Raw genomic sequence first — 26,635 nt, 5'->3', positions numbered from 1 at the left:
TTCAGCTTCTTCGCGGTGCCGGCGGAATACCAGCGGCGCGTGCTGATCTACGGCGTGATCGGTGCGATCGTGATGCGCGCCGTGGTGATCGGCGCGGGCGCATGGCTGGTGCAGGAGTTCCACTGGATTCTGTATCTGTTCGGCGCCTTCCTCGTCATCACCGGCATCAAGATGCTGATGGTGGCCGAGGCCGAGCCGGACATGAACCAGAATCCGCTGCTGGCCTGGTTCAAACGCCATCTGCGCCTGACGCCGGATTATCGCGGCGAAAAATTCTGGGTGCGGGAGAACGGCGTACGCATGTTCACGCCGCTGTTCCTGGTGCTGATCATGATCGAGCTGTCCGACCTGATTTTTGCAGTCGATTCGATCCCGGCGATTTTCGCCATCACCACCGATCCCTTCATCGTGTTCACTTCGAACATCTTTGCCATCCTCGGCCTGCGCGCGATGTACTTCATGCTGGCGGGGCTCGCCGACCGTTTCCATTTGCTGAAATACGGTCTCGCGATGGTGCTGGTGTTCGTCGGCGCGAAGATGCTGATTGTCGATTTCTACAAAATCCCGATCGGATTGTCGTTGGGCATCGTCGGCCTCATCATTGCGACTTTCATGTTTGCCAGCCTGTGGGTGACGCGCAAGCCGCCTGCGTCGCGTTGATGCGCGGTGCCCGCTGGCTGGCCTGACGGGGCCCCATGCCGACCAATATCGACTCGCCACTCGCACGTCGCATCGCGGCCTTTGCATTTCTGGTCTTCATTTTTGGCAGTACCTTCTGGGTGCTCTCGCCGTTTTTTGCCTCGCTGGCATGGGCTGGCATCCTCGTCTATGTGACCTGGCCGCTGCATCAGCTTGTCGGTCGCCGTTTGCCGGGGCGTGAGAATGTCGTTGCCCTGCTGATGACGCTGGTCGTGGCGGCCACGCTGTTGCTGCCGCTGCTGTGGGTCATGTTCACCGTGGTGGGCGACGTGGCAACGGCGTCGGTCATTCTCAAACGCCTGGCTGCCGAGGGACTGCCGCCCTTGCCGGTTGGCGTACGTGACTGGCCCGCCGCCGACTGGTTGATTGCGCAATACGGTCGCGTGCAGGGCGATGCCGAATGGGCGCGCGCGCAAATGACGGCGCTGGGCTTGCTGGATGCGACGGCGCTGAAGGCATTCCTGGGCGGCGTGGGACGCAATGCGGCCAAATTCGGCATTGCCGTGTTCGCCCTGTTTTTTCTGTATCGCCACGGCGACGAGGTGCTGACGCAGTTTCGCCGGGTGGCGACCCGTTGGTTGGGTGAATCGGCGCGTGGCTATATCCAGGCGGTGGGCGTCACCGTGCGCGCGGTGGTGTTCGGCATCGTGCTGACCGCCGTCGCGCAGGGCGTGCTCGCCGGACTGGGCTACTGGGTGGCGGGCATTACCGCACCGGCGCTGTGGGGGGTGATCACGGCGCTGATATCGCTGATTCCGTTCGTCGGTCCGGTGGTGTGGCTCGGTCTGTCGCTCGGCTTGCTGGCGCAAGGTGAGACCCAGGCTGCGTTGGGCCTGTTCCTGTGGGGCGCGCTGGTGGTGAGCTGGATCGACAACTTGATCCGCCCGTTGGTCATCAGCGGGCCGACCCGGATCCCTTTCCTGCTGGTGTTTCTGGGGGTGCTGGGCGGGCTCAATGCCTTCGGCCTGATCGGCCTGTTTCTGGGGCCGGTGCTGCTTGCCGTGTCGGTCGCCATCTGGCGCGAGTGGCTGGTGCACAAGCGTGTGGGCTAAGGTATCCTTGCGCCTCGTTTGCCCGGGGGCGTCATGAATCCAGCCAAAGACCGCATGTTTTCCCGTCTGGCCCTTAACGCGCTGAGCGTGTTCGAGACCATCGGTCTCCTCGTCATCACCCTGGCGACGGTGGTGGCTGGCGTGATCGAGGTGAGGACCATGGTCACCGCAGGCACCGTGACGCTGGCCGATCTGCTGTTGCTGTTCTTGTATCTCGAAATTTTCGCCATGGTCGGGGTGTATTTCCGGTCCGGCCAGTTGCCAGTACGTTTCCCCATCTATATCGCGATCGTGGCGCTGGCGCGTTACCTGGTGCTGGACATGAAAAGCCTTGATGTCTGGCGCATGCTGGGCGTAACCGCCTCGATGCTGTTGCTGGCGGCGGCCGTGCTGGTGATTCGTTATGGCCATGTGCGCTTCCCGTATCAAGACGTCCCCAACGGCCGGGATACGCCGCCCTGAATTCAAGGCTGCCTGAAATTCAGGCAGCGCCTTATCTGTCTTATTGCAGGCCTCCGCTGCCTGCCAACCGGTCCTACGCTCACTGATGGAACTGACTCCGCCCCTGCTGCAACTCGCCACCCAGGCGCTCGATCTGGTGCTGGATTTCAAACGCCCGGCCGATGCGGTGCTGTCGGCGTTCTTTCGCGAGCACAAGAAACTCGGCTCGCACGACCGCGCATTTGTCGCCGAAGCGGTGTTCGGCGTGTTGCGACGCTACCGCTATCTGTCTGTCGTGGTGCCCGCCGCCAATCCGCGCACGCTGATCGTCGCCTGGCTGATCAAGGTGCGCGGCATGAGCGGCGCGACGCTGGAACAGTTCGCCAAACCCGAACTGATTGCGCATATCCGCAACGCCAAAACCGATGACTTGCCGCTGGCCACCGCCGCCGAACTGCCCGAATGGGTGATCGAGAAACTGCAGCCGTCGATGAGCGACGCCGACATCCTCGCGCTCGGCCGCGCCCTGCAGTTGCCCGCGCCGCTGGACGTGCGGGTCAACAGTTTCAAGGCCGACCGCGACAGCGTGCTGGCGCGGCTGCAGGCGGAAGGCTTTGTGGCCGAGCCGACGCCGTATTCGCCGTGGGGTATCCGCTTCAAGGAGCATCCGGCGATCAACCGCCATCCGCTGTTCGTCGACGGCAGCCTCGAAGTGCAGGACGACGGCAGCCAGTTGCTGGCTTTGCTGCTGGGCGCACGGCGCGGCGAAATGGTGTGCGATTTCTGTGCCGGCGCGGGCGGCAAGACGCTCGCCATCGGCGCGATGATGGCGTCTTCCGGGCGCCTGTATGCCTTCGACGTGGCGGAAAAGCGCCTGGCCAACCTGAAGCCGCGCCTGGCGCGATCGGGTTTGTCCAACGTGATGCCGCAGCTGATCGCATCGGAAAACGACACGCGGGTGAAGCGCTTGGCCGGCAAGCTCGACCGCGTGCTGGTCGATGCGCCGTGTTCAGGGCTGGGCACGCTGCGCCGCAACCCCGACCTGAAATTCCGCCAGTCGCCCGAAAGCGTGGCGGAACTGACGCAAAAGCAGGCCGCGATCCTGCGTGCGGCCGCCAGGCTGCTGAAGCCCGGCGGCCGGCTGGTGTACGCCACCTGCAGCCTGTTGCCGGACGAGAACGAGGCCATCGTCGAAGGCTTGCTGGCGGAAGGCGGCTTTAGCCTGGAGCCGGTGAATGCCTTGCTTGCGCAGAACAAGATCGATCTGGATACCGGCGTGATGCTGAAGCTTTCACCGGCCGTGCATGGGACTGATGGTTTTTTTGCAGCGGTACTGATCAAGGCAGCCATGGTCAAAACGGCTGTTTGACCGGCCGGGGCATTACGGTTATCAATGCGGATATTCATTGGTTTGCGAGGTTGATCTTGCAATGGCGGCAGCTTTCCCTCATCCCGACGCGTTAGCGACCTTGTGCGGCCTGTTCCGCGCACGCGTCGCGGCCAGTCCGGAGCAGGTCGCCTACCGGCAGTTTGACGAGGCGACGGGCGAGTGGATTGCTTTTACCTGGGCGCAGGTTGCTGCCGAGGTCAGGCGCTGGCAGGCCGCGCTGATCCGGGAAGGGCTGTCTCCCGGCGATCGCGTGGCCCTGATGCTGAAGAATTGCGTCGAATGGGTGATCTTCGACCAGGCCGCGCTGGGGCTGGGACTGGTGACGGTGCCGCTGTATCTGGACGACCGGCCCGACAACGCCGCCTACATCCTCAATCATGCCGACGTCAGGCTGTTGCTGGTCGAGGGCAAATTCCAGCACAAGAATCTTGCCGAGATCGCCGGCCCGGTGGCGAGCCTGCAACGCATCGTCTGTCTGGCGGCACCGGAAAACGGCGTGGCCGGATCGAGTCTGCACCCGGTCGTCGCCGCAGACTGGCTGGCCGATGCGGCCAACACGCCGGTCCCCGAATCCCCGCTCGATGCTGAGCAGCTGGCCAGTATCGTCTACACCTCCGGCACCACAGGTCGCCCCAAGGGCGTGATGCTGACGCACGCGAACATGTTGTGGAATGCCTACGCTGCGGCGCAGTGCGCGGATTTTGGCGAGCATCCGGTGTTTCTGTCTTTCCTGCCGCTGTCGCACACGCTGGAGCGGACCGGAGGCTATTACCTGCCGATGCTGCTGGGTGCCGAAGTCGCCTATGCGCGCTCGATCGCGCTGCTGGCCAAGGATCTGGAAGCGATCCGCCCGACTGCGCTGATCTCGGTGCCGCGCATTTACGAGCGGGTGTATGGGCGGATTCAGGACGGACTGGCGAAGAAGAGCCCGCTGGCGAGGCTATTGTTCAATCTCGCCGTACGCGTGGGTTGGCGCCGCTTCGAGCATGCGCAGGGACGCGCGGCCTGGCATCCCGAATTATGGCTGTGGCCACTGCTGCACAAGCTGGTGGCGCGCACCGTGACCGACAAGCTGGGCGGCCGGCTCACGGTGGCCGTGTCCGGCGGCGCCGCGTTGACGCCCGACATTGCGCGCGTGTTCATCGGCCTTGGCCTGCCCTTGTATCAGGGCTACGGGCTCACCGAAACCAGTCCGGTGGTGTGCGTCAACCGTCCGGAATCCAACGTGCCGGCGAGCATCGGCCTGCCCCTGGCTGGCGTCGAGGTCAGGATAGGCGACAACGACGAGCTGCTCACGCGCAGCAAATGCGTGATGCGCGGCTACTGGAAAGACGAGGCCGCCACGCGCGCGATGATCGATGCCGACGGCTGGCTGCACAGTGGCGACAAGGCGCGGCTGGATGCCAACGGTCATTTCAGCATCATCGGCCGGATCAAGGACATCATCGTGCTGAACAACGGCGAGAAAGTGCCGCCCAGCGAAATGGAGTCGGCCATTCTGCTCGATCCCTTGTTCGAGCAGGTGATGCTGGTCGGCGAAGGCAAGCCTTATCTGGCCGCGCTGACGGTGCTGAACGAGGATCACTGGCAACGCTTCGCTGCCAGTCTCGACATCGACCCCACCCAGCCGACCGCACTGAGCGACCCGCGGGTGCTCAAGGCGCTGACCCGGCGGGTGGCGTCGCACCTCAAACATTTTCCGGGTTACGCGCAGATCCGCCGCCTGCACCCCGAGCTTACGCCGTGGACGGTCGACAATGGTTTGCTAACCCCGACGCTCAAAATCAAGCGCAGCCTGATCCTTGAGCGTTACCGCCCGGCGGTCGAGGCCATGTATGCTGATTTCGCGCGCACCTGAAACAAGCACAACAAGGGAGCATTGCATGAAGATTCGTTTCAACCGCCTCGCACTCGGCCTGGCTTTGGCCGGTTGCGGCAGCCTCGCGCACGCAGCAGGATTTGCGCTGATCGAGCAGAACGCCAGCGGCCTCGGCAACGCCTATGCCGGCCAGGCTGCCAGCGCGCAGGATGCCAGCACGATCTATTTCAACCCGGCCGGGATGACGCTGTTGCCGGATAGCCAGCTGGTGCTGGCAGGCAGCCTGATCAGTCCGCATGCAGAATTCGCTGGTACGGTGAGCCCCGCAATCGGCGGCGGCGATGGCGGCGATGCGGGCGATCTGGCCTTTGTGCCGAACGCCTATTTCGCTTATCGCCTGTCGCCGGATGTGCGGCTGGGCGTGGGCCTGTATGCACCGTTCGGCTTGAAAACCGAATACGACAGCAGCTGGATGGGGCGTACCCAGGCGATCAAGTCCGAGCTGAAGACAATCAACCTCAATCCTGCGATTGCCTGGCAGGCGAGCGAGACGCTGTCGCTGGGTGCGGGCGTCAGCATCCAGTATGCCGAGGCGACGCTTACGAACAGCAGTCCGGCCGGTCTGGTGACTGTCGAGGGCGATAACTATGGATGGGGCTTCAATTTGGGGGCCTTGTGGCAGATGAGCGAAGCTACGCGGATCGGTTTTGCTTATCATTCAGAAGTCGATCAGACGCTGGAAGGCGATGCCACTTTTAGCGGGATGCCGGCGCTCAACGGTCCGGTGAGCGCAAGCCTCTCTCTGCCGGACTCCGCTTCGTTGAGCATTTTTCACAAGCTGGGCGCACGTTGGGACGTGCTGGCAGATGTTACTTGGACCGGCTGGAGTAATTTTTACGAATTGCGCATCGTGAGAGAAAGCGGCGCTGTGCTCGGAACGCCGACAATTGAAAACTGGGATGACAGCTATCGCTATTCGGTCGGGGCGAACTATCATTTTGACGACAAGCTGACCCTGCGCGGCGGTGTGGCATATGACGAAACGCCGGTGTCCGATGCCTATCGAACCGCGCGCATCCCCGACGAAAGCCGTACCTGGCTGGCATTCGGTGCGCAGTACCGCCTGTCGGACACGAGTATTCTTGATGTCGGTTATGCGCATCTCTTCATTGATGACGCGCGCATCAACAAAGTTGAAAATGGAGCGACGTTGAGCGGAACTTATGAAGGCTCGGTCGACATTCTGTCCGCGCAATTGACGTTGAACTTCTGAGCATGCTGCAGACCATCCCGCTCGATAACCTGATCAGCCGGCTGATCGCCGACAGCCACGATTACCGGTTGCTGTGGCAGGTCGGCGTGCTGGTGGTGTGCGCGCTGGCGGCGTGGGGGGTGCGGCGGCAGGCGCGTACGTGGCTGGATGAATCTGAGTTTGCCCGTTCCGCCGGGCACGAAGGGTTAAAGCGCATCGGTTTTCCGCTGCTGTTTTTGCTGGCCTTGCTGGTCGGTCGCGAGGCGGCGGAGCTTGGTCTGCGTTCGACGCCGCTGCTCGACGTGGCCGTTCCGCTGCTGTTGTCGCTGGTGCTGGTGCGTGCCGTGGTGTTCTCGCTGCGCTATGTGTTCGAGCCGCGTGAGTCCCTGAAAACCTGGGAGCGTCTGGCGGTCTGGCTGATCTGGGGCGCGTTTGCCCTGCACCTGACGGGATTGCTGCCACGTATCCACGCGGCCATGGAGGCGCTGTCGTTCCAGTCGGGCAACCACCGTTTCTCCCTGTGGTTGCTGGGGCAGGCGGCGGTGGTGATTGTGGTGGCGATCATTCTGGCCCTCACGCTGGCGCGCTTGCTCGAACGTCGCCTGATGGGCCTCACCGACATGAACCTGTCGCTGCGGATGGCTTTGTCGAAAGCGGCGCGTACGGTCCTGCTGATCGTGGCGGTCCTGGTGGCCCTGCCCACAGTGGGTATCGATCTCACCGTGCTGTCGGTGCTGGGCGGTGCGATCGGCGTCGGGATCGGCTTTGGCCTGCAAAAGGTGGCCAGCAACTACATCTCCGGGTTCATCATCCTGCTCGACCGCTCGGTGCGCATCGGCGATCTGGTGACGGTGGACAACAAATATGGCGAAGTCAGCCAGATCAACACGCGCTATACCCTGCTGAAAGGGCTGGACGGCACTGAAACTATCGTGCCGAACGAGACTCTGATTACTCAGAGCGTGATCAATCATTCCCTATCCAAACCCAATGTGCGGATCGGGATCCCGGTGCAGGTGTCCTATGACGCGGATCTGGAGTTGGCCAGGGAACTCATGCTGGATGCCGCGCGCGCGCAGGAGCGGGTGATACAGGATGAAACCGAGTATCTGCCCAAGGTGTTTCTGCGGGATTTTGCCGACAACGGCATCCAGATGGAGCTGGGGGTGTGGATACGCGACGCCAACGAAGGCCAGGGCAATCTGCGTTCGGATATCAACTGGGCCATCTGGCGCGGATTCAAGGCTGCCGGCATCGAAATTCCTTTCCCGCAACGCGTGATCCATTTGAGCGGAGCGCTGGCCCCGGCAATCAATAAGTAGTCATTGATTTTTATGGAAATTCTCCGTATAATATCAGACTAATTTGTCTTAATTACTGGAGTTCAAGACTATGCTGTCAAGCCTGTTGGCTTTACCGGGTTGGAACCTGCAATGGTGGCAGTACGTGCTGATTACCCTGGCGCTGACCCATGTTTCCATCGCAGCCATCACCATTTTTCTGCATCGCTCACAGGCACACCGCGCGGTCGACCTGCACCCCATCGTCAGCCATTTTTTCCGTTTCTGGTTGTGGCTCACCTCGGGCGTCGTGACCAAGGAATGGGTTGCGATTCACCGCAAGCACCACGCCAAATGTGAAACGGTCGAAGATCCGCACAGCCCGCAAACGCGGGGCATCATGAAAGTGCTGCTGGAAGGCGCTGAGCTGTATCGCGCTGAAGCCAAAGTGGCGGAAACCCTGGAAAAATACGGCCACGGCTCGCCCGATGACTGGATGGAACGGAATGTTTACAGCCGTCATTCGGCCATGGGCGTTGCGTTGATGATGATCATCAACCTCGCCGTGTTCGGCCCGATCGGCCTGACCATCTGGGCAGTGCAGATGGCATGGATGCCGATCATGGCGGCGGGCATCATCAATGGCGCGGGCCATTACTGGGGCTACCGCAACTTTGCCTGCGAAGACGCCAGCACCAATATTTCGCCGTGGGGCATCCTGATCGGTGGCGAAGAACTGCACAACAACCACCATGCCTATGGCACCTCGGCACGCCTGTCGAACAAGTGGTACGAATTCGACATTGGCTGGCTGTATATCAAGCTGATGACTTATGCTGGGCTTGCCACCGTGCGCAAACTGGCGCCAACCGTGAAGTGGCTGCCCGCCAAACCCTTGTGCGATTTCGATACGCTGCAAGCCGTGATCACGCATCGTTACGACGTGATGACGCGCTTTGTGAAAAGCGTGCGTGATGACAGCGCGGCCGAAATTGCCAAACTGAAAGCGGGCTCGAACCTGCCGCAAAACTGGAATCTCGATAGTTTCCGCGGCTGGCTGTACAAGGATCCGACTGAACTGGCCGCAGCCGACAAGGCCGAGCTTGACACGCTATTGGGCAAAAGCGAGCGCCTGCAAACGGTTTACCGCATGCGTCAGGAACTGGCGGCCATTTGGGGGCGTTCGACTGCCAGCCGCGAGCAATTGCTGGAGCAGTTGCAAGCCTGGTGCAAGCGCGCCGAAGAAAGCGGTGTGGAGTCGTTGAAGGATTTTTCGGTGCGTCTGCGCTGCTACGCCTGACGCGGACGTAACCGGCCCCGTGCCGACGGTGATCCGCCCCCGTACGGGTGTCCCATGTTTGAGGCACACACATTCCGCCCAACAAAAAACCCGCCAACTGGCGGGTTTTTTGTTGGGCGGAAGCCAGCTTATTTCAGCTTGGTTTCCTTGTACATCACATGCTTGCGAGCCTTGGGATCGAACTTGCTGATCTCCATTTTCTCCGGCATGGTCTTTTTGTTCTTGGTGGTGGTGTAGAAGTGACCGGTGCCCGCAGTGGACTCCAGCTTGATCTTTTCGCGTCCGCCTTTAGCCATGGTGGGTCTCCTTAAACAGCTACGCCGTTGGCGCGCAGGTCAGCCAGAACGGTTTCGATGCCGTTCTTGTCGATGGTGCGCAGGGCAGCCGTGGACAGACGCAGGCGAATCCAGCGGTTTTCGCTTTCAACCCAGAACCGGCGGTATTGCAGGTTGGGCAAGAAACGACGCTTGGTTCTATTGTTGGCGTGGGAAACGTTGTTTCCAACCATGGGCTTCTTGCCCGTTACGACACATACGCGAGCCATGATGCTGCTCCAAAATTGAGGGTTAACTGGTTGGGGTGAGCCGGTAGAGGCAAACCCGAGAACCGCGATTTATACCACAGCCTTTCGCAATGAGGCAAGTCCGGGCCGGGTTCAAAGTTGGCCCGACTCCATGAACGACAATGAGGACGCGCCTGCGACGATGAAATGATCGAGCACGCGGACGTCCACCAGCGCCAGGGCTTCCGCTAGTTTGCGGGTGAGGATGCGGTCGGCCTGGCTGGGTTCGGCCACGCCGCTTGGGTGGTTGTGCGCCAGGATCAGCGCGGCTGCGTTATGCGCCAAAGCGCGCTTGACGATCTCGCGCGGGTAGACGCTGGTTTGCGTCAGCGTGCCGCGAAACAGTTCTTCCACCGCGATCACCCGGTTTTGCGCATCGAGAAAGACGCAGCAGAACACCTCGTATTCCTTGCCGCGCAGGATCAGCCGCAGGTAGTCGCGTACGGCGTGGGGTGAACTCAGCGCATCGCCTGCCTGCATGTCCTCGGCCAGCGTGCGCCGTGCCATTTCCATCACCGCTTGCAGCAAGGCGTATTTGGCTTCGCCGACGCCGGGTGCGGCGCAGGCCGCCTGCCTGTCGGCGCGGCACAAACCGCCGAGGCCGCCAAACCGTTCGATCAGTTCGCGCCCCAGATCGACGGCGCTCTTGCCGACCACCCCGGTGCGCAGGAATACCGCGACCAACTCGGCGTCGGTGAGCGCAGCTGCGCCCTGTTTGAGCAGTTTCTCGCGCGGACGTGTGTCCAGTGGCCAGTCGCAAATCGCCATATTCACCCCTGTTAGAATGCCGGTATTGTCATGGAAGTGTGCGCTGGGAAGCGGAGTCGTGTCACTGACACATAAAAAAATCATTTTGGGCGTGACGGGCGGCATTGCTGCCTATAAGGCAGCCGAGCTGTGCCGGTTGCTGGTCAAGGCGGGGGCCGAGGTGCGGGTGGTGATGACGGCTGCGGCCCAGCAGTTTGTCGCGCCGCTGACCTTTCAAGCCCTGTCCGGTCAACCGGTGCTGACTTCGCTGTGGGATGCCGCCAGTGGCGACGGGATGGAACATATCCATCTGTCGCGTACGGCCGATCTTGTGCTGGTGGCACCGGCTTCCGCGGATTTTCTGGCCAAACTCGCCCACGGCCGCGCAGACGATCTGCTGTCCACCCTGTGTCTGGCGCGCTCCTGTCGGCTGGTGGTGGCGCCGGCAATGAACCGCGAAATGTGGGCGGCGTTGGCAACCCGCCGCAATCTCGAACAACTCGTCGCAGACGACGTGACCGTGCTGGGCCCGGCTGCGGGCGAGCAGGCGTGTGGCGAAACTGGACTGGGACGCATGCTGGAAGCCAGCGAGATTGCAGCCGCCCTGAGCGGTTTGCTGTCCGCCGGGCCGCTGGCAGGCAAGCGGATCGTGATGACCGCAGGACCGACGTTCGAGGCGATCGACCCGGTGCGCGGGCTGACCAACCGCAGCTCCGGCAAGATGGGCTATGCGGTGGCGCAAGCCGCGGCCGAGGCGGGGGCCGAAGTGATCCTGGTGTCAGGCCCCACCTGCCTTACGCCGCCCGCGGGGGTGCGCCGCATTGCGGTGGAAAGCGCGGCCGAGATGCGCGCGGCCGTGCTGGCCGAGCTACCGGGCGACGTATTCATCGCGGTGGCGGCCGTGGCCGATTACCGGGTGGATGGCGCTGCCACGCAAAAAATCAAGAAAAGCACCGATCCGTTCACCCTGCAACTGATCGCCAACCCCGACATCCTGGCCGAAGTGGCGGCCCTGCCCGATGCGCCGTTTTGCGTGGGCTTTGCCGCCGAGACCGAGCGTCTGGCCGAATACGCCGAGGCCAAGCGCCTGCGCAAAAAGCTGCCGCTGCTGGTGGGAAATCTGGCGCAGGACACGCTGGGTCAGGATGCCGCCGAGCTGGTGCTGTTCGACGCCCAGGGGCAGCATCCGCTGCCGCATGCCGATAAATTGACCCAGGCGCGCCTTCTGGTACGCCATCTCGTAACCCTGCTTAACTGACGAAATTCCGACGAATATGAAGATGGATGTGAAGATTCTCGACGCTCGCCTGCGCGAACAGCTGCCGCATTACGCCACTGCGGGGGCGGCCGGACTCGATTTACGGGCATGCATCGATAGTACGATCGTACTGGTTCCGGGCGAAACCCGCTTGATTCCGACCGGCATGGCCGTCCATCTGGCCGACCCCGGCTACGCTGCGCTGATCCTGCCGCGCTCGGGCCTGGGCCACAAGCACGGCATCGTGCTGGGCAATCTGGTGGGCCTGATCGATTCGGATTATCAAGGCCAGCTCATGGTGTCGGCGTGGAACCGCAGCCAGCAGCCGTTCGAGCTGGCGCCGCTGGAGCGGCTGGCGCAACTGGTGATCGTGCCGGTGGTGCAGGCCGAGTTCAATCTGGTGGACGAATTTGAGGGAAGTCAACGCGGCGAAGCGGGCTTCGGCAGCACCGGCAGGCAATAAAGTCGAAATTTTTTACATTGAACAATCCACACACCCGACAGGCCAGCCTGCCGGGTGTGTTCGTATCGGGGCATGGATTTTGCTGAACTGTGTGTCTGCAGGCATCCGGAAACGCGTTGCCTGTGATTGCGAACAAACGTAACCCTCAAACGTCTGGAGCTTGTTGCTTTAAATTTTATGCGTCCTTCGTCCATATTGCGGTTTGGCCTGAGCCTGGTTGCAGCCCTCGTGCTGCTGACCGGGCTGGTCACGGCCGCGATTTACCTGACGCGGCCAGAGGCCTCGGTGGTGATGGACGAACTCGACAAACCGGTGATGGCCACGCAGATCGAGTTTCTGGCCACCGCGATGCAGCGCACTGCAGCGCGGATCGCCACCCACCCGCAAACCCTGGAATGTTTTGCCACGGCGGCTCCGGCCGTGTGCCAGGCGCAGGCCGCCAACCTGCACGCGTTGAATCAGGATGCAACCGTATTGTTTGTCACGGCTGGGCAGAATCAGTTGTTACCCGGCTTTTTGCCCGGCGACACGCGGCAGCTGATCGCCACGGCTGGACGCGGCGGCGAGAGCGCATCCGCCAGCTTCAGCCTGTCGATCTCGCATCCGGTGGTGAGCGCCGAGGGCAAGCGTCTGGGCGTCGTCATCGTTGAACAGAGCATGCCGCAATTGCAGGCCTTGTTTGACACCCTGCCGCTGCCGGATGCGGCGGCTTACGCCGAATTGCAGCAAAAACAGGGCGAAGGTACGGCCAGCGTGCTGATGCGGCGCGGCAATCAGGCCATCAAATCGCGCAATGCGCCGAACTGGATCGCGTTGGCGGGTACGCCGTGGACGATCGCCGTGTGGCGTTACGAAAAGCCGGTGATCGAACGCGTCGCGCCGTATTTCCTGGGATGGTTGTTGGCCAGCCTGCTGATTGCCGTGCTGGTGATGGCGTTTACGCTGACGGTGCGCAATCGCGTCGGCGACAGCCTGCGCATGCTGGTGCGCTTCACCAATGATTTGCGGCAACAGCGCCTGCGCGCGGATTACCCGGTGAGCCTGGAAGAATTCATCTCGCCGATCGAGACCATGCTGAAAATCGGCAAGATCATGCTCGGCAAGCAAAAGGAAGTGACGTCGCAGGCGCGCCTCGACCACCTGTCGCAAGTCAACAACCGGCGCAGTTTCGACGAGAAACAGAAGGAGTTGTTCGCCAGCATGAAGGACGGCTGGTCGCACAGCCTGCTGATCATGGATATCGATAACTTCAAGCAGGTCAACGACACCTTCGGTCACGAAGCGGGCGATCAACTGATCATCAAATTCGGCGAGGCGCTGAAAATCACCCTGCGCAACAGCGACTTCATCGCGCGCCTCGGCGGCGACGAATTTTGCGTGCTGTTCCCTTTCACGCCGCTGGAGCGTGCGCAGGAGCTGGCTGAACGGCTGCGTGCCAACATGCCGGAAAGCGTGGAGCTGATCAAGGGCGTGACGCAGCGGCTGTCATGGAGCGGCGGCCTGTCCGAATACAGTCGCGACGACAAGGAAGAAAACGAGGCGCTGGCACGCGCCGACGCGGCCTTGCTGGAAGCCAAGCGCAGCGGCCGCAACGTGACGCGGATCAGGGCCGCCGCTTAAACCCGGCGCGCCACAATCCCAGACCCAACATTCCCCACACCGCCAATATCGCGGCATTGCCCCAGCGCACATAGGGTGTGCTGCCGGCGTAGCCCTGGATCGATCCGCCGAGGCTGCCACGGGTGAACGGCGGCAGGGTGGCGAGCAGCCGGCCCTGTGGATCGATGATGGCGGTGAGCCCGGTATTGGTGGCGCGCAGCATCATGCGGCCACTTTCCAGCGCGCGCATCTGCGACATCTGCGCGTGCTGCCAGGGCGCGAACGAATTGCCGAACCAAGCCAGATTGCTGACATTGACCAGCACTGTCGCGGCGGGCAGCTGGCGGATGATTTCCTCGCCAAAGACATCCTCGTAACAAATATTGACGGCCACCTGCTGGCCGCCGATGGCGAGCGGGCGCTGGTCCGGCGCGCCGCGCGCAAAATCCGACAGCGGGATGTGCAGCACGCTGATCACCCAACCCCATAGCGATTTGAGCGGAATGTATTCGCCGAACGGCACCAGGTGAACCTTGCTATAGCGTTGGCTGGGCGCGCTGCCCAGGCTGATGACGCTGTTGTAGTAAGCCGCATCCGGCGAGCCAGTCGGCAGGCCGGCGAGGAGGTCACCGCCCTGCTGTTTTCCAATGGCGGTCAGCTGCGCGCGATAGGCCTCCGGCAGTGCAGACTCGAACAGCGGCAGGGCGGTTTCCGGCAGGACGATGAGTTGCGCGGGCACGGCGGCGGCCATCTGCGCATAATCATTGAGCGTGGCGCGGGTTTTGTCGGCCTGCCATTTCATGTCTTGCGGAATATTGCCCTGCAGCAAAGCAACCGAGGTCGGTGCGCCCACCGGCGATGTCCAGACAACGCCGCGCAAGGCCTGACCGCCGACGCCGAGCGCCAAGGCTGCGCTGAGCGCCCAGATCCGCAACGCGGGCGGTCGCCGCGGAGTGGCGCTCCACGCCAGCAGGGCGGCGATCAGCGCCAGGATGAACGACACGCCATACACCCCCAGCACCGGCGCATAGCCGGCCAGCGGGCTGGCCGGCACCTGCGAATAGCCGAGGCTGAGCCAGGGGAAGCCGGTCAGCACCCAACCGCGCAGCCATTCGGACAGTCCCCACAGCAGCGGCAGCGCAAGCACCAGCCTGGGCGTAGCGGGAAGCGCCCAGCCGGCCTGCAGCGCACCCACCAGCGCAGGAAACAGCGCCAGCACGCTGCAGAACAACAGCGTCGCCAGCCCCGCCAGCCACATGGCCATGCCGCCGTAGACCGACAGGCTGATGTAGATCCAGCTTACTCCGGCGAGGAAGAGTCCCAACCCCCAGGCAAAGCCAATGACGAACCCGGCGCGCCGCGTCGAAACGCGCAGCAGCATGCCGAACAGCAGCGCCAGACTCAGCAGCGGCAGCGGCCACAGGTTGAGTGGGGCGAAGCCGCCGACGGCGAGCGCACCGGCCAGCAGGGCGACAAGCGGTAACAGCAAGGACGCGCGACGCATGGCGGAGAATTTACCCGCCATGCCTGGAACCGGGGCCGGGACGATCAGCGCGCCGACTCAAAATCGAGATGGCCGTCGATCACGGTGTAGCGCACCCGGCCTTGCATCGGATGGTTGAGGAAGGGTGTGTTGTCGCTCTGGCTGTAGAGTGATTTGGACGTCACCACCCAGTCGGCGTGCTCGTCGAAGATGCAGATATCGGCGCAGCTGCCGAGCGACAGATTGCCGCCCACCACGCCGAGAATCTGCGCCGGTTTCCACGAAATCAGGTCGAGCGCCCGCATCAGGGGCACGCCCATCTCGCGCGCCCATTTCAGCGTCAACGGCAGCAGCAGTTCGACGCCGGACGCACCCGGGGCGGATTCGCCGAAAGGCACCTGCTTTTCGTCCTCGTCGACCGGGGTGTGGTCGGAGCACAGCGCATCGATGGAGCCGTCGCGCAGTGCCTCGCGGATGGCGTCGCGGTCGCGCAGGCTGCGCAGCGGGGGACACAGATGCAGGTTGGAATCGAAACCGACCAGATCGTTTTCAGACAGGTGGACGTGGGTGGCGGCGACGTCGCAGCTCACCGCCAGCCCCTGCGCCTTGGCCGCGCGCACCATTGCAATGCCGTCGCGCGTGGACAGGCGCATCAGGTGAATGCGGGCGCCGGTTTCGCGTGCCAGTTGCAGGATGGTGGCGAGCGCCACCGTTTCGGCCAGCGCGGGAATCCCGGGCAAGCCAAGGCGCGAGGCCACCGCGCCGTCGTGCGCCACGCCGCCGTGCGCCAGCGACACATCCTGCGGCCGCAGCCACAGGCTGAAACCAAAGGTGGCCGCGTATTCCATCGCGCGCAGCAGCACATTGGTGTCCGTCATCGGGGCATCGGCCTGGGTGAAGGCGCGGCAGCCGGCTTCGGTCAGCTCGGCCATTTCCGTGATCTGCTTGCCTTCGAGTTTTTGCGTCAGCGCGCCGAGCGGGTAGACGCGCGGGCCCGGCAGATTCTTGGCGCGGAATTTCAGCATCTCGACCAGACCGGGCTCGTCCAGCGGCGGATCGGTGTCGGGCGGGCAGGCCAGCGAAGTGATACCGCCTGCCGCAGCGGCGAGCATTTCGGATTCGAGCGTGGCCTTGTATTCGTAGCCCGGCTCGCGCAGCCGCACCGATAGGTCGATGAGGCCGGGGCAGACGATCAGGCCGCTGGCATCGAGCGTGCGGTTGGCATGGAAGTCGGCCGGCGGCTGGCCGATACCGACGATCTTGCCGGCGGCGATAAAGAGGTCGGTCACTTCGTCGCGTGCGTTCATCGGGTCGATCACGCGGCCATTCTGGATATGGATTTTCATGCCGTTCCCCCTGCCAGCATCGCCATCACCGCCATGCGCACGGCGATGCCGTAAGTCACCTGCGGCAGGATCACCGACTGCGGACCGTCGGCCACGGCCGAGTCGATCTCGACGCCGCGATTCATCGGGCCGGGGTGCATCACGATCGCGTCGGGCTTGGCCAGCGCCAGTTTCTCCGGCGTGAGGCCAAAGAACTTGAAGTATTCCTGCGAGGAAGGCAGCCGTGCGCTTTTCATCCGTTCGTTCTGCAGGCGCAGCATGATGACGACGTCGCAGCCCTTGAGGCCGGCTTCCATGTCGTGAAACACCTTGACGCCCATCTGTTCGATGCCGGTCGGCAGCAGGGTTTTCGGTCCGATCACCCGCACCTCGGGCACCCCCAGCGTGGTCAGCGCGTGGATCTGCGAGCGGGCAACCCGCGAGTGCAGCACGTCGCCGACGATGGCGACCGTCAGGTTGTGGAACGCGCCCTTGTAGCGGCGGATGGTGAACATGTCGAGCAGGCCCTGCGTCGGATGCGCATGGCGGCCGTCGCCGGCGTTGACCACCGAAATGTGTGGCGCCACGTGGCGCGCGATGAAGTGCGCCGCCCCCGACTGGCTGTGGCGCACGATGAACATGTCGGCATGCATCGCGGACAGGTTGTCGACGGTGTCGAGGATGGCTTCACCCTTGCTCTGGCTGGAAGTGGAAATGTTCAGGTTGACCACATCGGCAGACAGGCGCTTGGCGGCGATTTCAAAGGTGGTGCGGGTGCGCGTCGACGGCTCGAAGAACAGGTTGAAAATGCTCTTGCCGCGCAGCAACGGCACCTTTTTGACTTCGCGCTCGCCCACGTCCATGAAGGATTCGGCGGTGTCGAGAATTTGCGTCAGGATGGCGCGGGGCAGGCCATCCAGGGTGAGGAGATGATGCAGTTTGCCGTCTTCTGTAAGTTGTAGGTTCATGCAAGTGAGAGCGTGAGGTGGCCGTCGTCGAGGCGGGAAAGAATGATGTTCTGGTGTTTGGGTATATCGACTACATGGCCGGCGAAATCCGGACGGATAGGCAGTTCGTGGCCGCCGCGGTCGATCAGCACCGCCAGCCGGATGGCCGCCGGACGACCGTAGTCGAACAGTTCGTTCATCGCCGCGCGGACCGTGCGGCCGCTGTGCAGCACGTCGTCCACCAGCAGGATGCTGCGGCCTTCCAGGTCGAACGGTAGGTTGGACGGCTTGACCTGGGGATGCAGGCCGATGCGCGAAAAGTCGTCGCGGTAGAACGAGATGTCGAGCGTGCCGAGCGGTTGGGTGCATTTCAGCAGCGCATGCAGGCGTTCGGCGACCCACACGCCGCCGGTGTGGATGCCGACGATGTAGGTGTCCGCGGTAAGCGTGGGAGCGATGGCTTCGGCGAGCCGGCCAATCAGGGTGGTGGCGTCAGGCAATGAGGCGTGCATCGAAAAAACCTTGCAATATGAGTTGGGCAGCCACTGCGTCGACCAGCGCCTTGTTTTTCTTGCCGTGGATGCCGCGGGCGTGGAGTTCGGATTCGGCCGCGGTGCTGGTATGGCGCTCGTCTACCCAGAACACCGGCAGCTTGAAACTGGATTCTAGTTTGCGTGCGAAGTTTTTCGCTACCCGTGTCATTTCATGTTCGCTGCCGTCGCCATGGGTCGGCAGCCCCAGCACCAGCAGGACCGGTTGCCATTCTGCGATCAGTTTGCCGATGGCGGCGAGGCGCGCATCGGTGGATTCGGCCTGGATCACGGTGAGTGGATGCGCCACGCCGATCGACAGCTCGCCCGAGGCGACGCCGGTTCGTTTCAGGCCCAGATCGAAGGCCAGCACCGTGCCGTGGGTATCGGCGTAGTCCACGTCCGCGTTCAAGCGTGCCCGGCTTCGTCGGACAGGCTGGCGAAATCGATGCCGAGCAGCTTCATCGCGGCATTCAGGCGGGTTTCCGGCGGCAGATCGAAAATCACCTGCGGGTCGGCTGCAACCGACAACCAGGCGTTCTGCTTGAGTTCTTCTTCCAGCTGGCCGGGCGACCAGCCGGCGTAGCCGAGCGATACCATGAATTTTTCCGGTCCCTCGCCCTTGCTGACGGCTTCGAGCACATCTTTCGACGTGGTCAGGCTGATGGCGTCGCTGACCGTCAGCGTGGAACTGAAGGTCAGCGGCGGGGTGTGCAGGACAAACCCGCGCTCGGTCTGTACCGGTCCGCCGAAATACACGATGTCACTGTGCAGGCGCTCGGGCAGCGACAGGCCGATCTGCTCGAACAGGGTCGATAGATCCAGCTCGATCGGCCGGTTGACGACCACGCCAAGCGCACCTTGTTCGTTGTGCTCGCAGATGTAGGTCAAGGAGCCATGAAAATTCGGATCGACCATATTGGGCATGGCGATCAGGAAGTGGTGGGTGAGATTGACGGTATCCATCATGACGCCTCCATTGTAATCTGCCTCAAATCCGGCAAACACCTCTTTTTGCACACTGTTCTCCCACTATAGCGACCAGCACAAGCCATGCCTGAATACGCCCGCGCCCTCGTCTGGTTTCGCCGCGACCTGCGCAACTTTGACCACGCCGCGCTTTACCATGCGTTGAAACAGGCGCGCGAAGTCGTATGCGCCTTTGTTTTCGATCGGGAAATCCTGGATGCGCTGCCCGACCCCGCCGACCGCCGCGTCGAGTTTATCCATGCCAGCGTCGGCGAATTGCAGCAGGCCCTGCAGGCGCAGGGCGGTGGACTGGTGGTCCGGCATGGGGTGGCGCGCGACGAAATCGTGCAACTGGCGGTCGAGTTGCAGGCCGGCGCGGTTTTCTTCAATCACGACGACGACCCGGCGGCGCAGGCGCGCGATGCTGCGGTCGAGGCCGCGTTGCGTGGCCGCGCCATTGCCGTCCACCATTACAAGGACACGGTGATTTTCGAGCGTGAGGAAGTGCTCACCCTCGGCAAGACGCCCTTCAGCGTTTTTACGCCTTACAAAAATGCCTGGCTCAAGCGGCTGACGCCGTATGACCTGCGCGCCTATCCGGTCGATGCGTATACCCACCAGCTGGCAGACGTGTCGACGCCGGTTCCGGATTTACAGGCCTTGGGTTTCGTGCCCACAAACCTGGGTGCGCTGAAGCTGCCCACCGGCATGGCGGGCGGGGCGCAATTGCTCGAGGATTTTCTGCACAGGATCGAGCACTATCAGGAGGCGCGCGACTTCCCGGCGGTCAAGGGCGTGTCGTACCTGTCGGTGCACCTGCGCTTTGGCACCGTCTCCATCCGCCAGCTCGCCGCGGTGGCCTGGCAGCAGGGCGGCCGCGGCGCGCAGACCTGGCTGTCGGAACTGATCTGGCGCGACTTTTATCACCAGATCCTGTGGCACCGTCCTGATGTCGCCGCGGGCCATACCTACAAACCGGCACTCGACGCCCTGCCGTGGCCCAACCCGCCGGGGCATTTCGAAGCGTGGTGCGAAGCGCGCACCGGCTACCCGCTGGTCGATGCTGCCATGCGGCAATTGAATCAGACCGGCTACATGCACAACCGCTTGAGAATGGTGACGGCGAGTTTTCTGACCAAGGATTTGCTGGTCGACTGGCGGCTCGGCGAGCGCTATTTCGCCGACAAGCTGATCGATTTCGACCTCGCTGCCAACAGCGGCGGCTGGCAGTGGGCGGCGTCGGTCGGCTGCGATGCGCAACCGTGGTTCCGCATCTTCAACCCGGTGACACAGTCCGAACGGTTCGACCCGCAGGGCAAGTTCATCCGCCGCTACCTGCCCGAACTGGCTGCTTTGCCGGACAAGTTCATCCACGCGCCATGGACGCTGGCTGCCGCCGAGCAAAAGCGAATTGGTGTGGGGGTTGGCAGTGAATATCCCGCGCCCATCGTTGACCACGCGGTGCAGCGCGTGCAGGCGCTGGCGCTGTTCAAGTCGCGAGGGGAGCGCACACCGGCGGACGCAGCGTGAGCCCCGCGAGGTAGCAGTCGAGCAGCGGCTCGGCGCAGGCGGCGAGATCGTAACTGGCCGGGTTCAGCACCCATTCGTGCATCAGGCCCACCATGTAGGCATGCAGGCCCTGCGTGGCGAGATAGGTATCGGCGTGGGGTGGCAACTGGCCGGCGGCCACGGCCTGATCGAACAGTCCTTGCACCTGCGACAGGCAGGACGCACGGTCGGCGTCGTTCTTGGCGACGACCGACGCGAGATCGTCGGTGAATTCGCATTTGTGGAAAATCACATCGAACATCGCCTGGGTGTCGGCGTGTTCGGCTAATTGGGTGAGGGCCATCAGCGCCAGTTGCTTCACCGTGGCGAGCGGGTCGCACTGCGCGCTACGGCTGGCTTCGGCAAGCAGCGCTTCCACCGGCATCGTGCCGCGCTCGCATACGGCGGCGAACAGTTCGGCCTTGTCCCTGAAATGCCAGTAGATCGCGCCGCGCGTCACGCCGGCGCGTTCGGCCACGTCCGACAGCCGCGTATGGGCCACGCCGCGTTCGCGGAATACCTGCAACGCAGCGGTCAGCAGGGCATCGCGCGTGGCGAGGGCGTCTTCACGGGTTTTCTTGACCATGGGGGGATTGTCCATAAAAACTGTGGGTGAATCAATTTACATTCATGAATGTATGTGATTATCATAGCCGCTATCCAACAGCAATCCAGGGGAGCGACATGCATCGCTTTGCTACGTTCATCGTATTGAGTTTTGCCGTTTTGCTCGCTGCGTGCGGCAAGCAGGGGGCCACCGCAGCGGGTGGCGGCATGCCGCCACCCGCTGCGGTCACCGTCGAGACGGTCGTGCCAGGCCGCGTGTCGGTGAGCTTTGAATATGTGGGCCGTCTGGAGGCCTCGCGCGAGGTGGAAATCCGGCCGCGCGTGGCGGCGCTCATCGAACGCCGCCACTTCGAGGAAGGTGCGCCGGTGAAGGCGGGCGCATTGCTCTACACGCTGGATAGCGCGAGTCTCGCCGCGCAAATGCGCGTCGCCCAGGCCGAGGTAGCCAATCGCCAGGCGCTGTTCAAGGAAGCGCAGATCGAACTTGCGCGCAACCAGTCCCTGGCGGCGCAAGGCTTTTTGAGCCAGCGCGCGCTCGATGCCACGCAAGCGGCGGTGGACGTCACGCATGCGGGGGTGAAATCGGCAGAGGCCAATCTGGCCGACGCGCGCATCAGTCGCGGCTACGCGGAAATCCGTGCGCCGCTGAGCGGCGTGATGGGGCGAGCCCTGCAGGTCGAAGGCGCACTGGTCAGCTCCACTGGGCCTGCGCTCACCACGCTGGCGCAGATTCATCCGATCTACGCGCGTTTTTCCATCGGCGAAGACGAACGGCTCGCTCTGGAGAAACAAATCGACGAAGGCGCATTGCAAACAGGCACGCAGAAAATCGGCCTGGTGCTGGCCGACGGCAGCCGTGTGGACACGGCGGGCAAACTCAACTTCAGCGACTACAAGGCCAACCCGGATACCGGCGCGTTCGACATGCGCGCCGAATTTGCCAATGCCGACAGCCAGCTGAAACCGGGGCAGTTCGTGCGCGTGCTCGTCGAGGGCGGCACGCTGCCCGACGCGGTCACCGTGCCGCAATCGGCCGTGCAGGACGGTCCGACCGGCAAGTTCGTATACGTGGCTACGCCAGGCGACAAGGGCATGACGCTCGCGCTGCCGCGACCCGTGGAAGTAGGGGCATGGACGGGTGGCGAGCCCAGCCAGCGTACGGGTCGCTGGGTCATCAGGACGGGGCTGAAAGCGGGCGACCGTGTGATCGTCGACGGCATGGCGCGGATTTTCTTCCCTGGCATGCCGGTCGCCGCCAGCGAAGCCGGCGCGGCGCCCAAGACGCCCGCCGCGCCGGCGACAAAATAATCCAGGGCCGCCATCATGCTCTCGCGCTACTTTATCGACCGGCCGATTTTTTCAACGGTGCTGTCCATCCTCGTCGTGCTCGCCGGTCTGCTGGCGATGCGCGTGCTGCCGATTGCGCAGTACCCGGAGATCGCGCCGCCGGTTGTCACCGTGCGTGCGATCTACCCCGGGGCGTCTGCCGGGGTGCTGGAACAGACCGTCGCTGCGCCGCTGGAAAACGCGATCAACGGCATCGAAGACATGATGTACATGTCGTCGACCTCGGCGTCCAACGGCGTGCTCGAAATCCAGGTCACGTTCGAGATCGGATCGGACGTCGACCAGGCTGCACTCAACGTCAACAACCGCGTCAAGCAGGCCGAAGCGCGGCTGCCGGAGGAAGTGCGGCGGCAGGGCGTGACGGTGGAAAAGGGCTCGTCGGCCTTCCTGCAGGTGCTGGCTTTTCTCTCGCCTGACGGCCGCTTCGACGATCTGTACACCAGTAACTACGTCACGCTCAACGTGCTGGATCGCTTGAAGCGCATCCCCGGCACGACCAACGTGCAGATTTTCGGCGCCAAGGACTATGCGATGCGCGTCTGGCTCAAGCCGGACCGCATGGCGCAGCTCGGCGTGACGGTGACGGATATTTCCAACGCCATCGGCGAACAGAACGCCCAGCCCGCGCCGGGGAAAATCGGTCAGCCGCCCATCGACCAGGGCCAGTCGCTGGTGTACTCACTGACCGCCAAAGGCCGGCTCGCCGATCCGACGGAATTCGAGAACATCGTCGTGCGGGCGAACGCGGATGGCTCGTTGCTGAAGCTGCGTGATGTCGCCCGCGTCGAACTGGGATCGAAGGATTACGACTTCAATGGTCTCTACAACGGCAAACCGGCGACGCTGGTCGGCATCTTTCTGCAGCCCGGGGCGAATGCGCTGGACGTGGGTGACGAAGTCAAGCGCACCGTCGAGGAGATGAAAAAATCCTTCCCGCAGGGTCTCGATTACGCGATCCCTTACGACACGACGCGCTTTGTCGAAGTCTCGATCCGCGAAGTGGTGAAAACGCTGGGCGAGGCGATCCTGCTGGTGGTGCTGGTGGTGTTCGTCTTTTTGCAGAACTGGCGCGCGACGCTCATTCCCATCCTCGCCGTACCGGTGTCGCTGCTCGGTACCTTCGTCGGCCTGCTGCTGCTCGGCTATTCGATCAACACGCTCACGCTGTTCGGCATGGTGCTCGCCATCGGCATCGTGGTCGACGATGCCATCGTGGTGCTGGAAAACATCGAGCGCATCATTCACGAAGAGAACAAAACGCCGCGTGAAGCGGCACTGCTGGCGATGCGCGAAGTCACCGGTCCGGTGATCGCCATCGTGCTGGTGTTGTGCGCGGTGTTCATCCCGATCGCGTTTTTGGGCGGACTCACCGGCGAGTTGTATCGCCAGTTCGCCGTCACCATTTCCATTGCCGTCGTCATCTCCGGCATCGTCGCGCTGACGCTGACGCCGGCCCTGTGCGTGGCGCTGCTCAAAGGTGAAAAGCCGCACGAACCGGGACGTTTTTTCCGCGCCTTCAACCGCGGCTTCGCGGGCATGACGCGCCACTATCAGGGCGGCGTGAAATTCCTGATGCGGCGCGCGCTGCTCGCGCTCACGATCTACGGCCTGATGATCGCCGCCGCGTTCACGCTGTGGCAAGCCACGCCCGGCAGCCTGGTGCCCGACGAAGACCAGGGCTACTACATCAGCGCCGCCTATCTGCCCGACGGCGCGACACTCGCGCGCACCACGGCGGTGGTCAAGCAGATCGATGCCATCGCACGCCAGGACCCGGCGGTCGAACACGTCGTCGCGTTTGCCGGACTCGATTTCCTCGGTGGCGGTTTCCGCAACAGCGCGGCAACCATCTTCGTCGCCGCCCGTCACTGGGACGAACGCGACAAAACCATCAACCAGATGGTCGGCGAAATCATGGGCTCGACCAGCCACATCAAGGAAGCGCTGGTGCTTGCGTTCGCGCCGCCGCCGATCTTTGGCCTTGGCAACGCGGGCGGCTTCGAGTTCTACATCCAGAACAAGGGCGACGCGGGGCCGGAAAAGCTCTCTCAGGTGGCCGACGCCTTCCTCGCCGCGGCGCGCGCGGACAAGCGGCTGGCGCAGGTGCTGACGCTGTGGCGGCCGCACGTGCCGCAGCTGTATGTCGATGTCGATCGCGAAAAAGCCAAGATGCTCGGCGTCAAGATCGACGACGTGTTCAACACGCTGTCGGCCACGCTCGGCAGCTACTATGTCAACGACTTCAACAAGTACGGTCGCACCTGGCAGGTGTTGATGTCCGCCGAGCCGGGCGCGCGCAAAACGCCGCAGGACGTGTCCGCGCTCTACGTGCCCAATGCGAAGGGCGACATGGTGCCGATGTCGGCATTGGCGCGCGTGAGTTTCTCGTCCGGTCCGGAAACGCTCGACCGCTATAACAATTATCAGGCGGTCAAGATCATGGGCGGCGCGGTACCGGGCATCAGCTCGGGCCAGGCGCTCGCCATCGTCGACGAGATCGCGAAGAAAACCCTGCCGCCGGATTTCAGCTACGAATGGACCAGCGCATCGTTCCAGGAAAAGCGCTCGTCCGGCGCGTCGGGTCTGGCGCTCGGCCTTGCGGTGCTGATGGTGTTCCTGATCCTCGCCGCGCAGTACGAGAAATGGTCGCTGCCGTTTGCGGTGCTGATGGCCTTGCCCTTCGGTACCTTTGGCGCGCTCGCCGCTGTGTGGCTGCGCGGACAAAGCAACGACGTGTACTTCCAGATCGGTCTCGTCACGCTGCTGGGCCTGGCGGCGAAAAACGCGATCCTGATCGTCGAATATGCCGTGCTGAAAAAAGAGGAGGGCTACACCAGCGTGGCCGCTGCGCTGGAGGCGGCACGCCTGCGCTTCCGCCCCATCCTGATGACCTCGCTGGCCTTCATCCTCGGCGTCGCCCCGCTGGCGATTTCATCGGGCGCCGGCGCCGGGGCACGGCATGCCGTCGGTACCGGTGTGGTCGGCGGCATGCTGGCCGCCACTTTCCTCGCCGTGTTCTTCATCCCGTTGTTCTATCACTGGGTGAGCGACAAGCGCTTGCAGGCAAAGGCGGAAGAAATCGATGCGCATCCGCATCGGGGGCACAACGCGAACGCGCATCTACCGTCGCATCATCCGTCGCCGCCCGACTCCCAGCCCTGAATCGCGTTTTTTCGGACCAGCCCCCAGCGATAGCCGCCCAGCGCACCGGATTCGCGGATCACGCGATGGCAGGGGATGAGATACGCCAGCGGGTTGGCGGCGACCGCGTTGCCCACCGCGCGTGCCGCGCGCGGATGACCGATGGTTTCGGCCAGCGTGCGATACGTCGTCAGTCCGCCTGGCGGAATCGCCAGCAGCGCACGCCACACCTGAAACTGGAAATTGCTGCCCTTGACCCACAGCGCCAGCGGCGCAGTCGGACGGGCGGCGTGGAAGATCGTTGCGATCAGCGGAGCCGTGGCAGCCGCATCCGCATGCAAGGTGGCGAACGGCCAGTCGGCACGCAGCAGCGATTCGGGATCGTCTCCGTCGGCCAGAAAATGCAGCTTGCAGATCCCGCGTGCGCTGGCGGCGATGAGCGCCTCGCCGAACGGCGTCGGATGCACGCCATACCGTATCGTCAGCCCCAGACCGCCGGATTTCGCCTCGCCCGGCGACACCGCGTCGAGCGTGACGAACAAATCGTGCAAGCGCCCCGGCCCGGACAGCCCGGCCGCCAGACTCAGGCTCAGTACGTCGCGCGTTGCGGCAAGTTGGGTACGCGCGTATTCCAGCGTCAGGCTTTGCAGGAACCGTTTCGGGCTGATCCCCGCCCAGCGCATGAACAGGCGCTGCAGATGCGGCTCGCTGAGATTCAGCTGCCGTGCCAGCGCGGCGAGTTCTGGCTGCTCGCGGCGGTGCGCGTGCAGCCAGGCAATGGCCTCGGCGATGCGGGCATAGTCGCGGCTGGAATCGGCAGGCAGCTTCGTCATGAGGGAACTCTACTGCGTGGGGAGTGTGGCGGCCACCCGATTCCTGCTGTCGTGCCGAATGAAAAAAGCCGGGCAACGCCCGG

The 26,635-nt window shown here is 63.2% G+C and carries 25 protein-coding genes; 14 read left to right on the top strand and 11 right to left on the bottom strand.

The annotated features are described in order from the left end of the window. The 8 genes from IV098_RS12600 to IV098_RS12565 all read left to right on the top strand — a co-directional run. A partial coding sequence (locus IV098_RS12600; protein WP_296889565.1) for a TerC/Alx family metal homeostasis membrane protein occupies nucleotides 1–660 on the top strand: 660 nt, incomplete at its 5' end. A gap of 35 nt (nucleotides 661–695) precedes the next feature. Beyond that, complete coding sequence (locus tag IV098_RS12595) at nucleotides 696–1,751, top strand: AI-2E family transporter (protein WP_296889562.1); 1,056 nt, start codon at nucleotides 696–698, stop codon at nucleotides 1,749–1,751. A 33-nt stretch (nucleotides 1,752–1,784) separates the two neighbouring features. Further along, a complete protein-coding gene (locus IV098_RS12590; RefSeq protein ID WP_296889561.1) occupies nucleotides 1,785–2,213 on the top strand; it encodes a phosphate-starvation-inducible PsiE family protein in 429 nt (142 codons plus the stop codon). 85 nt (nucleotides 2,214–2,298) lie between these two features. After that, nucleotides 2,299–3,561: an RsmB/NOP family class I SAM-dependent RNA methyltransferase gene (locus IV098_RS12585; protein WP_296889559.1), complete on the top strand. Its 1,263-nt coding sequence runs from the start codon at nucleotides 2,299–2,301 to the stop codon at nucleotides 3,559–3,561. Between the two features lie 61 nt (nucleotides 3,562–3,622). After that, nucleotides 3,623–5,440 carry a long-chain fatty acid--CoA ligase gene (locus IV098_RS12580; protein ID WP_296889558.1) on the top strand — a complete coding sequence of 606 codons (1,818 nt, stop codon included), beginning with the start codon at nucleotides 3,623–3,625 and terminating at the stop codon, nucleotides 5,438–5,440. A 25-nt stretch (nucleotides 5,441–5,465) separates the two neighbouring features. Then, a complete protein-coding gene (locus IV098_RS12575; RefSeq protein ID WP_296889557.1) occupies nucleotides 5,466–6,674 on the top strand; it encodes an OmpP1/FadL family transporter in 1,209 nt (402 codons plus the stop codon). A 2-nt stretch (nucleotides 6,675–6,676) separates the two neighbouring features. Beyond that, complete coding sequence (locus tag IV098_RS12570; RefSeq protein WP_296889556.1) at nucleotides 6,677–7,975, top strand: mechanosensitive ion channel domain-containing protein; 1,299 nt, start codon at nucleotides 6,677–6,679, stop codon at nucleotides 7,973–7,975. A gap of 70 nt (nucleotides 7,976–8,045) precedes the next feature. Beyond that, nucleotides 8,046–9,233 carry a fatty acid desaturase gene (locus tag IV098_RS12565; RefSeq protein ID WP_296889555.1) on the top strand — a complete coding sequence of 396 codons (1,188 nt, stop codon included), beginning with the start codon at nucleotides 8,046–8,048 and terminating at the stop codon, nucleotides 9,231–9,233. Between the two features lie 128 nt (nucleotides 9,234–9,361). Here the strand turns inward: IV098_RS12565 and rpmG are convergent, their stop codons facing one another. The 3 genes from rpmG to radC all read right to left on the bottom strand — a co-directional run bounded on the left by rpmG (nucleotide 9,362) and on the right by radC (nucleotide 10,563). Beyond that, nucleotides 9,362–9,529 carry a 50S ribosomal protein L33 gene (gene rpmG, locus IV098_RS12560; protein ID WP_011313102.1) on the bottom strand — a complete coding sequence of 56 codons (168 nt, stop codon included), beginning with the start codon at nucleotides 9,527–9,529 and terminating at the stop codon, nucleotides 9,362–9,364. Between the two features lie 11 nt (nucleotides 9,530–9,540). Then, nucleotides 9,541–9,777 carry a 50S ribosomal protein L28 gene (gene rpmB, locus IV098_RS12555; protein ID WP_296889554.1) on the bottom strand — a complete coding sequence of 79 codons (237 nt, stop codon included), beginning with the start codon at nucleotides 9,775–9,777 and terminating at the stop codon, nucleotides 9,541–9,543. Nucleotides 9,778–9,888: 111 nt separating this feature from the next. Next, a complete protein-coding gene (radC, locus tag IV098_RS12550; protein WP_296889552.1) occupies nucleotides 9,889–10,563 on the bottom strand; it encodes a DNA repair protein RadC in 675 nt (224 codons plus the stop codon). Nucleotides 10,564–10,579: 16 nt separating this feature from the next. Between radC and coaBC the strand changes: the two genes are divergently transcribed. From coaBC to IV098_RS12535, 3 genes are all read left to right on the top strand, one after another. Then, complete coding sequence (coaBC, locus tag IV098_RS12545) at nucleotides 10,580–11,800, top strand: bifunctional phosphopantothenoylcysteine decarboxylase/phosphopantothenate--cysteine ligase CoaBC (protein WP_296889551.1); 1,221 nt, start codon at nucleotides 10,580–10,582, stop codon at nucleotides 11,798–11,800. Nucleotides 11,801–11,822: 22 nt separating this feature from the next. Continuing rightward, a complete protein-coding gene (gene dut / locus IV098_RS12540; RefSeq protein ID WP_296889550.1) occupies nucleotides 11,823–12,263 on the top strand; it encodes a dUTP diphosphatase in 441 nt (146 codons plus the stop codon). A gap of 177 nt (nucleotides 12,264–12,440) precedes the next feature. Then, a complete protein-coding gene (locus IV098_RS12535; RefSeq protein WP_296889549.1) occupies nucleotides 12,441–13,883 on the top strand; it encodes a diguanylate cyclase in 1,443 nt (480 codons plus the stop codon). Here the strand turns inward: IV098_RS12535 and lnt are convergent. Genes lnt through IV098_RS12505 form a run of 6 tightly spaced genes read right to left on the bottom strand, consistent with a single transcriptional unit; the run spans nucleotide 13,867 to nucleotide 19,113 of the window. Then, on the bottom strand, nucleotides 13,867–15,366 hold the full coding sequence (lnt, locus tag IV098_RS12530) for an apolipoprotein N-acyltransferase (RefSeq protein ID WP_296889577.1): 1,500 nt from the start codon (nucleotides 15,364–15,366) through the stop codon (nucleotides 13,867–13,869). The genes IV098_RS12535 and lnt overlap by 17 nt on opposite strands. A 44-nt stretch (nucleotides 15,367–15,410) precedes the next feature. After that, the gene (locus IV098_RS12525) at nucleotides 15,411–16,691 is read right to left on the bottom strand and encodes a dihydroorotase (RefSeq protein WP_296889548.1); all 1,281 of its coding nucleotides are present in this window, start codon (nucleotides 16,689–16,691) and stop codon (nucleotides 15,411–15,413) included. After that, a complete protein-coding gene (locus IV098_RS12520; RefSeq protein ID WP_296889546.1) occupies nucleotides 16,688–17,638 on the bottom strand; it encodes an aspartate carbamoyltransferase catalytic subunit in 951 nt (316 codons plus the stop codon). Before IV098_RS12520 ends, IV098_RS12525 begins: the two co-directional genes overlap by 4 nt. Beyond that, on the bottom strand, nucleotides 17,635–18,129 hold the full coding sequence (gene pyrR / locus IV098_RS12515) for a bifunctional pyr operon transcriptional regulator/uracil phosphoribosyltransferase PyrR (RefSeq protein WP_296889545.1): 495 nt from the start codon (nucleotides 18,127–18,129) through the stop codon (nucleotides 17,635–17,637). Before pyrR ends, IV098_RS12520 begins: the two co-directional genes overlap by 4 nt. Continuing rightward, nucleotides 18,110–18,547: a Holliday junction resolvase RuvX gene (ruvX, locus tag IV098_RS12510; RefSeq protein WP_296889575.1), complete on the bottom strand. Its 438-nt coding sequence runs from the start codon at nucleotides 18,545–18,547 to the stop codon at nucleotides 18,110–18,112. Before ruvX ends, pyrR begins: the two co-directional genes overlap by 20 nt. An 8-nt stretch (nucleotides 18,548–18,555) precedes the next feature. Next, on the bottom strand, nucleotides 18,556–19,113 hold the full coding sequence (locus IV098_RS12505; RefSeq protein WP_296889572.1) for a YqgE/AlgH family protein: 558 nt from the start codon (nucleotides 19,111–19,113) through the stop codon (nucleotides 18,556–18,558). Between the two features lie 87 nt (nucleotides 19,114–19,200). Here IV098_RS12505 and IV098_RS12500 point away from each other — a divergent pair, with 87 nt between their 5' ends. Next, nucleotides 19,201–20,646, top strand: coding sequence for a deoxyribodipyrimidine photo-lyase (locus IV098_RS12500; protein WP_296889544.1), 1,446 nt, complete (start codon nucleotides 19,201–19,203; stop codon nucleotides 20,644–20,646). Here the strand turns inward: IV098_RS12500 and IV098_RS12495 are convergent. Next, on the bottom strand, nucleotides 20,606–21,250 hold the full coding sequence (locus tag IV098_RS12495) for a TetR family transcriptional regulator (RefSeq protein ID WP_296889543.1): 645 nt from the start codon (nucleotides 21,248–21,250) through the stop codon (nucleotides 20,606–20,608). The genes IV098_RS12500 and IV098_RS12495 overlap by 41 nt on opposite strands. Nucleotides 21,251–21,348: 98 nt before the next feature. On the opposite strand from IV098_RS12495, the gene IV098_RS12490 reads away from it, so the two are divergent. Next, nucleotides 21,349–22,539, top strand: coding sequence for an efflux RND transporter periplasmic adaptor subunit (locus IV098_RS12490; RefSeq protein ID WP_296889542.1), 1,191 nt, complete (start codon nucleotides 21,349–21,351; stop codon nucleotides 22,537–22,539). Nucleotides 22,540–22,554: 15 nt separating this feature from the next. Further along, a complete protein-coding gene (locus IV098_RS12485; RefSeq protein WP_296889541.1) occupies nucleotides 22,555–25,740 on the top strand; it encodes an efflux RND transporter permease subunit in 3,186 nt (1,061 codons plus the stop codon). Here IV098_RS12485 and IV098_RS12480 read toward each other — a convergent pair. Further along, entirely contained in the window at nucleotides 25,710–26,552 is an 843-nt protein-coding gene (locus IV098_RS12480) for a methylated-DNA--[protein]-cysteine S-methyltransferase (protein WP_296889540.1), read from the bottom strand. The genes IV098_RS12485 and IV098_RS12480 overlap by 31 nt on opposite strands. Nucleotides 26,553–26,635 lie beyond the last annotated feature (83 nt).

Source organism: Thiobacillus sp. (assembly GCF_018780105.1).
Classification (GTDB): Bacteria; Pseudomonadota; Gammaproteobacteria; order Burkholderiales; family Thiobacillaceae; genus Thiobacillus.
This window is presented reverse-complemented; position numbering and strand designations above follow the sequence as displayed.

What these genes read in the sequence shown, in the direction of transcription:
- IV098_RS12485 (WP_296889541.1), top strand. Translation starts at nt 22,555, where the DNA reads ATGCTCTCGCGCTACTTTATCGACCGGCCGATTTTTTCAACGGTGCTG.
- IV098_RS12480 (WP_296889540.1), bottom strand. Translation starts at nt 26,552, where the DNA reads ATGACGAAGCTGCCTGCCGATTCCAGCCGCGACTATGCCCGCATCGCC.
- IV098_RS12520 (WP_296889546.1), bottom strand. Translation starts at nt 17,638, where the DNA reads ATGAACCTACAACTTACAGAAGACGGCAAACTGCATCATCTCCTCACC.
- IV098_RS12490 (WP_296889542.1), top strand. Translation starts at nt 21,349, where the DNA reads ATGCATCGCTTTGCTACGTTCATCGTATTGAGTTTTGCCGTTTTGCTC.
- rpmG (WP_011313102.1), bottom strand. Translation starts at nt 9,529, where the DNA reads ATGGCTAAAGGCGGACGCGAAAAGATCAAGCTGGAGTCCACTGCGGGC.
- IV098_RS12505 (WP_296889572.1), bottom strand. Translation starts at nt 19,113, where the DNA reads ATGGATACCGTCAATCTCACCCACCACTTCCTGATCGCCATGCCCAAT.
- IV098_RS12575 (WP_296889557.1), top strand. Translation starts at nt 5,466, where the DNA reads ATGAAGATTCGTTTCAACCGCCTCGCACTCGGCCTGGCTTTGGCCGGT.
- dut (WP_296889550.1), top strand. Translation starts at nt 11,823, where the DNA reads ATGGATGTGAAGATTCTCGACGCTCGCCTGCGCGAACAGCTGCCGCAT.
- coaBC (WP_296889551.1), top strand. Translation starts at nt 10,580, where the DNA reads ATGCCGGTATTGTCATGGAAGTGTGCGCTGGGAAGCGGAGTCGTGTCA.
- IV098_RS12595 (WP_296889562.1), top strand. Translation starts at nt 696, where the DNA reads ATGCCGACCAATATCGACTCGCCACTCGCACGTCGCATCGCGGCCTTT.
- lnt (WP_296889577.1), bottom strand. Translation starts at nt 15,366, where the DNA reads ATGCGTCGCGCGTCCTTGCTGTTACCGCTTGTCGCCCTGCTGGCCGGT.
- IV098_RS12565 (WP_296889555.1), top strand. Translation starts at nt 8,046, where the DNA reads ATGCTGTCAAGCCTGTTGGCTTTACCGGGTTGGAACCTGCAATGGTGG.
- IV098_RS12500 (WP_296889544.1), top strand. Translation starts at nt 19,201, where the DNA reads ATGCCTGAATACGCCCGCGCCCTCGTCTGGTTTCGCCGCGACCTGCGC.
- IV098_RS12590 (WP_296889561.1), top strand. Translation starts at nt 1,785, where the DNA reads ATGAATCCAGCCAAAGACCGCATGTTTTCCCGTCTGGCCCTTAACGCG.
- radC (WP_296889552.1), bottom strand. Translation starts at nt 10,563, where the DNA reads ATGGCGATTTGCGACTGGCCACTGGACACACGTCCGCGCGAGAAACTG.
- IV098_RS12570 (WP_296889556.1), top strand. Translation starts at nt 6,677, where the DNA reads ATGCTGCAGACCATCCCGCTCGATAACCTGATCAGCCGGCTGATCGCC.
- rpmB (WP_296889554.1), bottom strand. Translation starts at nt 9,777, where the DNA reads ATGGCTCGCGTATGTGTCGTAACGGGCAAGAAGCCCATGGTTGGAAAC.
- IV098_RS12580 (WP_296889558.1), top strand. Translation starts at nt 3,623, where the DNA reads ATGGCGGCAGCTTTCCCTCATCCCGACGCGTTAGCGACCTTGTGCGGC.
- IV098_RS12585 (WP_296889559.1), top strand. Translation starts at nt 2,299, where the DNA reads ATGGAACTGACTCCGCCCCTGCTGCAACTCGCCACCCAGGCGCTCGAT.
- IV098_RS12495 (WP_296889543.1), bottom strand. Translation starts at nt 21,250, where the DNA reads ATGGTCAAGAAAACCCGTGAAGACGCCCTCGCCACGCGCGATGCCCTG.
- pyrR (WP_296889545.1), bottom strand. Translation starts at nt 18,129, where the DNA reads ATGCACGCCTCATTGCCTGACGCCACCACCCTGATTGGCCGGCTCGCC.
- IV098_RS12525 (WP_296889548.1), bottom strand. Translation starts at nt 16,691, where the DNA reads ATGAAAATCCATATCCAGAATGGCCGCGTGATCGACCCGATGAACGCA.
- IV098_RS12535 (WP_296889549.1), top strand. Translation starts at nt 12,441, where the DNA reads ATGCGTCCTTCGTCCATATTGCGGTTTGGCCTGAGCCTGGTTGCAGCC.